Raw genomic sequence first — 8,408 nt, 5'->3', positions numbered from 1 at the left:
CGACCCCGGGCAGCAGCCAGCGCAGGTCCGCCCGGCCTGCCCGAGGCCGCGCGAGCCAGAGGCCGCACCAGCCACCAAGCACCAGGCCGATGACGCCCATGGCTATCGCATGCGGGGACAGACGAGCCGCCGCAGCGACAGTGAGTCCCGCAGCCACGGTGAAGACGAGCGGCGCGCGCAGCAACTCGCCGAGCGTGCGCGCACGCGCCGCCACGCCGTTCGCTGCCGTCACTGCGGCGTCGCGTCTGAAACTGCTGCCCATGCGCCCCTTTGTGCCGTATACGACGAAAAACGTCACTCGCGTGGCGTTAGCGCCATTCTGTGAACGGACTGCGAAAGAAACTGTGCAGGCGCTAGCAGGACGGCCACGGCCGCCGCCGGCGACATGCGTGGATGAGGCGTGGCTCACACCGCAGCCGCCGCACGCGGCGCCCAATGTCCTGCCGCTCGTGCCCCATCGAGACGGGCGCTCCTGTCAAGGCTGACGCGACGCGGGCCCCGCGGGCCACAATCGCCGCCCCGCCCGACAGTCGACACGCCCATGCAGGATCGCAACACCGCCAGGCACATCGCGCGCCGGATCGCCGAGGAGATCGGCGCACAGGCTCGCCAGGTCGAGGCAGCGGTTGCCCTGCTCGACGAAGGTGCGACCGTGCCCTTCATCGCGCGCTACCGCAAGGAAGCGACCGAAGGCCTCGACGACATCCAGCTGCGCGAGCTGGAGACGCGCCTGGGCTACCTGCGCGAGCTCGAAGACCGACGGCTGCAGGTGATCGCGAGCGTGGAGGAACAGGGCAAGCTCACCGACGAGTTGCGTGCGGACATCCTTGCCGCCGAGAGCAAGGCCCGGTTGGAGGATCTGTATCTCCCCTACCGGACCAAGCGCCGCACGCGCGCTCAGATCGCGCGTGAGGCGGGGCTCGAACCCCTTGCCAGCGCGCTGCTGGCGGACCCGACGCAGTCACCCGAAGCCACGGCAGCCACGTTCGTCGATGCCGACAGGGGCGTCGTCGACGCCAAGGCCGCTCTCGACGGCGCACGCGCGATCCTGATGGAACGCTGGGGCGAGGACGCCGCGCTCGTCGGCGAACTGCGCGAATGGCTCACGCAGGTCGGGGTCATCCGCTCGAAGGTGATCGAGGGCAAGGAGCACGACGGCGCGAAGTACCGCGACTACTTCGACCATGCCGAAGCGCTCGCAAAGATTCCCTCGCACCGCATGCTGGCGCTTCTGCGCGGGCGCCGCGAGGAATGCCTGCAGATCGACCTCGACCCGGGTGCCGACGCCGACGCCGGACACCTGCTGGCGACGGGCCGCGTCGCGAAGCACGCCGGGATACGCAACGAAGGCCGGGCTGCGGATCAGTGGCTGATGGACTGCGCGCGCCTGACATGGAAGGCGAAGCTGCACCTGCACCTGATGCTCGACCTGATCGCGCAGGCTCGCGAACGTGCGGAGGCCGACGCCATCGACGTGTTCGGCGACAACCTCAAGGACCTGCTGCTGTCGGCGCCGGCCGGGCCGCGTGCGGTGCTCGGGCTCGACCCGGGCCTGCGCACCGGCGTCAAGGTCGCGGTGGTCGACGCGACCGGCAAACTGGTGGCCACCGACACGATCTTCCCGCACGAGCCGAGGCGCCAGTGGGATGCTTCGCTGCACACGTTGCGCGCCCTGTGCGCCCGGCACGGCGTCGAACTGATCGCGATCGGCAATGGCACTGCGTCGCGCGAGACCGACAGACTCGCGGCGGAGCTCATCAAGCTGGCGCCTGAGCTGAAACTCGCCAAGATCGTGGTGAGCGAAGCCGGCGCCTCGGTCTACTCCGCGTCGGAAATCGCATCGCGCGAATTTCCCGACGTCGATGTATCGCTACGCGGCGCCGTGTCGATCGCGCGACGCCTGCAGGATCCACTTGCCGAGCTCGTCAAGATCGAACCCAAGGCGATCGGCGTCGGCCAGTACCAGCATGACGTCGACCAGTACCGGCTCGCGCGGGCGCTCGATGCGCGTGTCGAGGACTGCGTGAACGCGGTCGGCGTGCACGTCAACACCGCATCGGCCGCCCTGCTCGCCCGCGTTTCGGGGCTGAGCGCGACGGTCGCGGAGAACGTGGTGCGCCATCGCGACGCCAACGGCCCGTTCCGGTCGCGTCGCGAGCTGCTCAAGGTGCCGCGCCTGGGCGACAAGACGTTCGAGCTGTGCGCCGGCTTCCTGCGCATCGCTGACGGTGACGAGCCGCTGGACGCGAGCTCCGTGCATCCCGAAGCGTACCCGGTGGTCGAACGGATCGTCGGGGCGACAGGCAAACCCATTCGCGCGTTACTCGGCGATCCGTCGTTCGTGCGCGGCATCAAGCCCGAACAGTTCGTCGACGATCGCTTCGGCCTGCCCACGGTGCGGGACATCCTCAAGGAGCTCGAGAAGCCCGGCCGCGACCCGCGCCCGGAGTTCAAGGCGGCGCGTTTCGCCGAGGGCGTCGAGGAGTTGAAGGACCTCAAGCCGGGCATGGTGCTGGAAGGCGTGGTGACGAACGTTGCCGCGTTCGGCGCGTTCGTCGACATCGGCGTGCACCAGGACGGCCTCGTGCACATCTCCGCGCTGTCGAGCACGTACATCAAGGATCCGCGCGATGTGGTCAAGGTCGGCGACATCGTGAAAGTGCGCGTGGTCGAGGTCGATATCGCGCGCAAGCGGATCGCGCTGACCTGCCGTCTCGACGAGGCCGCACCGCGCCCTCAACGCGGCAATACGGAACCGACCCGCGAGCCTGCCCACGGGCGCGACCCGAATCGCGCTGCGCGCACGCCGCCATCCGCCTCGCCGCGCGACCGGCCCCGTGCAACGCAGCACAAGCCGCAGCCGGCATTCGCGAACAGCGCGCTTGCGGATGCGTTCGCAAAGGCGAAGAAGTAGTCGGCACGCGCAGCTGCTGGTCGCGGCGGCAGGATCGACGCGCACCGCCGCGTCCGGCGCCGCCGCCGAGATGAATCAGAACAGCCCCGGCTGCGGTTCCGCGGGCACCGAATAGTCGAGGTGTCCGTCGACGATCCGCGCAGCGCCGGTGTACGGGTGCTCCTTGACCCGTCCGCCCGGCTGCAGGTGCAGCACCGTCCAACCGTCGGCCTTGAAGTCGTCGGAGATCAGCGAGCGGTGGCATTGCCACCACACCGCTTCCGCGCACATCACCGAGGTGTTCCGCTCCAGCGCCAGCGCCGCCAGCTGGTCGCGCGCGAGCTGGTAATCGGCCGTTTCCATGTAGTCGGCATAGCCGCGGAAGGCGGCATTGCGCCAGGCGATGTTGTGCGAGTCCTTCCGCGGCCTTCGGCGCCCGCCCAGATCGCGCATGGGCACGTAGTCGATGCCGGCCTTCGGCAGCTGCAGGGCCATCGCGTCGCTGTTGAACTGCGGATAGCGGCGCGAGCCGGCCAGCAGCCGCACGTCGACGATCCTTTCGATGCCGCCGGCGTGCAGCATCGCCACGAATGCATCCCAGGGGTGCGTTGAATGCCCGACCGTCCAAAGCGTGCGCGTGCTTTCCATGCGGACAGGCTGCCCCGACACCGATGAAGCGGCGTTGACGGCGGTGCGCATAGGCTGCGCGCATCCCTGGAGACTCCCATGTCCGAACCCACCACCGGCTTTGCGCGCACCGCGCAGATCCTGAAGTTCATGCTGAAGTACCGCACGGCCGGCATCTTCAGCGGCCTCGACCACGACGCGATGCTCCAGGACGCCGAAGCCGAGTTGGACTCGCAGACCACCCCCGGCAAGCCCGAGGAGTTCGTCAACGACCTCGAGGCCCTCGGCCCGACCTTCATCAAGCTGGGCCAGGCGCTTTCGACGCGGCCGGACATGGTGCCTGCCGATTACATGGCGGCATTGGAGCGCATGCAGGACAAGGTCCAGGAGCTTCCGGTCGAGACCGTGCGCGCGGTGATCGAGGAGGAGCTCGGCGTTCGCATCAACAAGATCTTCGTCGAGTTCGACGCGGTTCCGCTCGGCGCGGCCTCGCTCGGCCAGGTCCACCGCGCGGTGCTCCGCGACGGCCGCGAGGTGGCGGTGAAGGTGCAACGTCCGGACGCGCTGGCCAGCGTGCGCACCGACCTTGAAGCCCTGCGGTCGATCGCGAGCAAGCTCGACCGCGGCACCGACATGGGTCGCCGCATGAAGTTCGGCGACTGGGTGAACGAATTCGCGCGGACGCTGCTTTCCGAGCTCGACTACCGCCTTGAAGCCGAGAACCTGCAGCGCTTCGGCGAGCGGCTCGAAGCGTATCCGCGGCTCGTCGTGCCGCGCCCGGTGTGGAGCCTGTGCGGCAAGCGCGTGCTGACCATGGACCTGGTGCGCGGCCGCAAGGTGACCGACATCACCGGCCTGCAGCGCACCGAGCAGCCCCTCGGCGACCTCGCCGGCGACCTGCTCAAGGCCTACCTCGACCAGGCATTCGTCAACGGCGAGATCCACGCCGATCCGCATCCCGGCAACCTGCTGCTGAGCGACGACGGGCGCCTGGCGATCTTCGACCTCGGCATGATCGCGCACGTGCCCCCGAAGCGGCGCGACCGGCTGCTGAAGCTGCTGTTCGCCGCGGTCGACGGCCGTGGCGAAGACGTGGCGAACGAAGGCATCTCGATCTCCACGCGCCTCGAGGACTTCGACGAGGAGCGCTACCAGCGCGAGGTCGGGCAACTCGTGGCGTCCTATGCGGCGCGTTCCGGGGGCCGCACAGTGTCCGAAGGCCGCCTCGTGCTCGACCTCACCCGGATCGCGACCGCCTGCGGCCTGCGCACGCCGCCGGAACTGAGCCTGCTCGGCAAGACGCTGCTCAATCTCGAATCGATCTGCGACGCGCTGGATCCGGACATGGATGCCAAGGACATCGTCCGCGAACATCTCGAGGACGTGATGCGCCAGCGGCTGCGCAAGTCGCTGTCGCCGGCGGGCCTCGCGGGCGAGCTGATCGAGGTCGAAGGCCTGATCCGCGAAGCGCCGCGCAAGCTGAACAACCTGCTGACGCTACTTGCGGACAACCGGCTGCAGGTACGGGTCGATGGCCTGGACGACTCCAAGCTCATGGAGAACATGCAGAAGATCGCCAACCGCATCACGGTCGGGCTGATCATCGCGGCGCTGCTCGTGGCATCGGCATTGATGATGCGCGTGGACAACGGCTCCCGGCTGTTCGGCTATCCGGGCGTCGCGATCGTCATGTTCATCATTGCGGCGCTGCTCGGGTTGTTCGTCGTGGGCAGCGTGCTGCTGACCGACCGCAAGGCACGCCCGAAGGAAGAACGCGGGCTTCACTGAACGGGCAATCTGAATCGCCTGAATTCCTGCCGCTTGCACGCAGGATTCACGGGGCTAACCTGTGCGGGAAGCTTCACCGGGATTCCACGTCCCTGAAGCGCTCCCTACCGGGGTTCTGCCTGCATGCGTATTTCCGTCGTCCTGGCCTTCGCCATCGTCTGCCTGTCACCCGTGATCTCGCCGGCCGAGCCCAACGTTGCGACACGCGTACCCGCCGCGTTGTCGCCGGCGCCGATCGCACCCGCGTCCACGCATGCGCTGCCGTCGATGTCGATGGCCGCGCGCCTTGCCGCACTTGCTCCCGGCGCCGACCCGAAGGTCATCGACCTTGCACTGAAGGCGCGCGACTGCGCGATCAACAGCGGCGACGCCACCGGCCAGGGCGAGAAGCTCGCGATCATCGACTACTCGATGCCGTCGACGCAGAAGCGCCTGTGGGTGTTCGACCTGCGCAACCCGCGCGTGCTCTACAACGAGTTCGTCGCGCACGGCGCCGGCAGCGGCGAGAACTTCGCGCGCGCGTTCTCCAACCTCGACGGTACGCACCAGACCAGCCTCGGCCTGTTCCGCACGGCCGAGACCTACGAAGGCCACAACGGCTACTCGCTACGGATGGACGGCCTCGACAAGGGCTTCAACGACAATGCCCGCGCCCGCGCCATCGTGATGCATGGCGCGTGGTACGTGGACCCGTCGATGGTGCAGAAGGTCGGCCGCCTGGGCCGGTCGCAGGGTTGTCCGGCGGTTCGCGCGCAGGTTGCGCACGAGATCATCGACACGCTCAAGGGCGGCCAGTTCGTGTTCTCGTACTACCCGGACAACCGGTGGCTGCACGAGTCGCGCATCCTCGCGTGCGCGTCGATGCACCCGCAGGCGATCGTCGCCAGTCGCTGATCGCGGCCTCGCGGGATCCGTGACGGCCGGGCCCACGTCCGGCCGTTATCGTTTGCGCATGACCGACAAGGCCGATCCGGATGCCCTCCCCGCCTGGCAGCGCGCGCTGCTGGCCGCGCTGGTGCCGGCCGAGGACGCGATCGACCGCGTGCGCAGCCGTATCGATCGCCGCTTCGGCCTGAATCGGCCGCGGCACATATCCGCGTACCGCGGGTTCGGGGATGCGGACCACGTAGAGCTGATGGGCCGCGTGCTGGCGGATCCCCAGCTGTCCGGCCCCGGCGACAACGACTCGCGCTGGCGCAACCTGTACGCGTCCTACAAGCGCTTCGAAACCGACGAAGTGCCGAATGAGCCGCTGGTGCTCGAGTACGGGCCTGCCCGCGCCGAGCCGAGCAGCGACGACGAAGGCTATTTCAACGCGACGCTGCCGGGGCAGCCCGGCGTGGACGCGCTGTGGGCTGCGGCCAGCGTTTCGCTCGCCGACGGGTCGCTGCGAACCCCGCTCGAGGTGCTTCTGGTCGGCGCGGACGCCACGGTCGGCGTCATCTCCGACATCGACGACACGCTGCTCGAGAGTTCGATCACCGACTGGAAGGTGGCCGCGCAGCTCACGTTCCTGCACAACGCGCGCACGCGCAAACCGCTGAAGGGGGCCGCGAAGCTGTACCAGGCGCTGCAGGCGGGCGCCGACGGGCGCGGGCGCGTGCCGATCTTCTATGTGTCCAGCTCGCCCTGGAACCTGCACGGGCTGCTTCAGGACTTCATGGCGCTCAACGGCATTCCTAACGGGCCGATGTTCCTGCGCGATTTCGGCCTCGATGCCGGCAAGTTCATCAAGTCGCCGGGCCATGGCCACAAGCTCGAGCGCGTGCGCCGCCTGGTGGCGCGCTTTCCGCAACTGCGCTGGGTGTTACTGGGCGATTCGGGTCAGTCCGACGCCGGGCTTTATGCACGCGTGGCGCAGGAATTCGGCGACCGGATCGCCGCCATCTACATCCGCGACGTCGACGAGGCGGTCGACACGCCGCTGGATCTCGCGGTGAACGCGCAGATGCAGCTCGTCGCGCAGACGCGCGTGCCGATGATGCTGGCCAGCGACAGCAGCGCGATCGCGCGGCACGCCGCGCAGCTTGGCCTCATCGACGAGGGCTGGGTGGCCGCCATCGATGCCGAAGTGCTGCGCGACGCCGCGCGCCCCACCCTGGGGCAGGCCGCGTCGGATGCCGCGATCGACGGCAAGTCGGAGTAAGCATTCCGGGTGCAGCAGGCGACCTCGGCTAGAATTCGCGACCCCACGCCGCGCCTTCCGCCGATGTCCTCGCCTTTCGGCACCGAGACCGTACTCGACGTCCGCCATTGGACGGACGCCTACTTCAGCTTCACCACCACCCGAGACGACGGCTTCCGTTTCGACAACGGGCAGTTCGTGATGATCGGGCTGGAGGTGGACGGGCGTCCGTTGATGCGCGCGTACTCGATCGCGAGCGCGAACTGGGAGGAGCAGCTCGAATTCTTCAGCATCAAGGTCCAGAACGGGCCGCTGACCTCGCGTCTGCAGCACGTCCAGCCGGGCGACACCGTGCTCATCGGCCGCAAGCCGACCGGCACGCTGCTGATCCACGACCTCCACCCAGGCCGGAACCTGTACCTGCTCGGCACGGGCACCGGCTTCGCGCCGTGGCTGTCGATCATCAGGGGCCCCGAGACGTACGAGCGCTTCGAGCGCGTCGTGCTCTGCCACGGCGTGCGCTCGGCGGCGGACCTCGCCTACCGCGACTACATCGTCAACGAACTGCCGCGGCACGAGTTCCTGGGCGAGCAGATCGCCTCGAAACTTCTCTACTACCCGGCGGTCTCGCGCGAGGGCTTTTCGTTCGGCGGCAGCGACCGTCGGGGCCGCCTGACGGAACTCATGGCCAGCGGCCGCATGATGGAGCAGCTGGGCATCGAGCCGCTCGACGCCGCGCACGACCGCGCGATGATCTGCGGCAGCCCGCAGATGCTGGCCGACTTCCGCACCCTGCTCGACTCGCGCGGCTTCAGCGCGGCGCCGCGTATCGGCACACCGGGCCAGTACGTCTTCGAGCGCGCCTTCGTCGAGAAGTGATCAGGCCGGCAGCGATGAGCGCGGTGCCGGTGGCGCCGAACCCGGCCCTTCGAAACAGGCTATTGATATGTAGAGGGTTGTGTTGGGTTAGTGTTT

6 protein-coding genes and 1 pseudogene are annotated in these 8,408 nt (G+C 68.4%); 5 read left to right on the top strand and 2 right to left on the bottom strand.

Annotation, left to right across the window (positions count from 1 at the left end; genetic code table 11):
- A partial coding sequence (locus FW784_RS10550; protein ID WP_205123607.1) for a hypothetical protein occupies window positions 1-232 on the bottom strand: 232 nt, incomplete at its 3' end.
- A 309-nt stretch (window positions 233-541) separates the two neighbouring features.
- Here FW784_RS10550 and FW784_RS10545 point away from each other — a divergent pair.
- A pseudogene (locus FW784_RS10545) lies at window positions 542-2,723 on the top strand (Tex family protein); the annotation flags it as partial.
- A 266-nt stretch (window positions 2,724-2,989) separates the two neighbouring features.
- On the opposite strand, the gene FW784_RS10540 reads toward FW784_RS10545, so the two are convergent.
- Window positions 2,990-3,541, bottom strand: coding sequence for a DUF488 domain-containing protein (locus tag FW784_RS10540; RefSeq protein WP_149353301.1), 552 nt, complete (start codon window positions 3,539-3,541; stop codon window positions 2,990-2,992).
- Window positions 3,542-3,619: 78 nt separating this feature from the next.
- On the opposite strand from FW784_RS10540, the gene FW784_RS10535 reads away from it, so the two are divergent.
- From FW784_RS10535 to FW784_RS10520, 4 genes are all read left to right on the top strand, one after another.
- Window positions 3,620-5,308 carry an ABC1 kinase family protein gene (locus tag FW784_RS10535; RefSeq protein ID WP_149353300.1) on the top strand — a complete coding sequence of 563 codons (1,689 nt, stop codon included), beginning with the start codon at window positions 3,620-3,622 and terminating at the stop codon, window positions 5,306-5,308.
- Window positions 5,309-5,431: 123 nt separating this feature from the next.
- On the top strand, window positions 5,432-6,202 hold the full coding sequence (locus FW784_RS10530; protein ID WP_205123606.1) for a murein L,D-transpeptidase catalytic domain family protein: 771 nt from the start codon (window positions 5,432-5,434) through the stop codon (window positions 6,200-6,202).
- A 58-nt stretch (window positions 6,203-6,260) separates the two neighbouring features.
- Window positions 6,261-7,454 carry an App1 family protein phosphatidate phosphatase gene (locus FW784_RS10525; RefSeq protein ID WP_149353299.1) on the top strand — a complete coding sequence of 398 codons (1,194 nt, stop codon included), beginning with the start codon at window positions 6,261-6,263 and terminating at the stop codon, window positions 7,452-7,454.
- Between the two features lie 63 nt (window positions 7,455-7,517).
- On the top strand, window positions 7,518-8,312 hold the full coding sequence (locus FW784_RS10520) for a ferredoxin--NADP reductase (RefSeq protein ID WP_149353298.1): 795 nt from the start codon (window positions 7,518-7,520) through the stop codon (window positions 8,310-8,312).
- Window positions 8,313-8,408: the final 96 nt, after the last annotated feature.

It is taken from the genome of Cognatilysobacter lacus (assembly GCF_008274655.1).
Taxonomy (GTDB): Bacteria; Pseudomonadota; Gammaproteobacteria; order Xanthomonadales; family Xanthomonadaceae; genus Cognatilysobacter; species Cognatilysobacter lacus.
The sequence above is the reverse complement of the archived record's forward strand: the minus strand, read 5'-3'. Positions and strand labels throughout refer to the sequence as shown.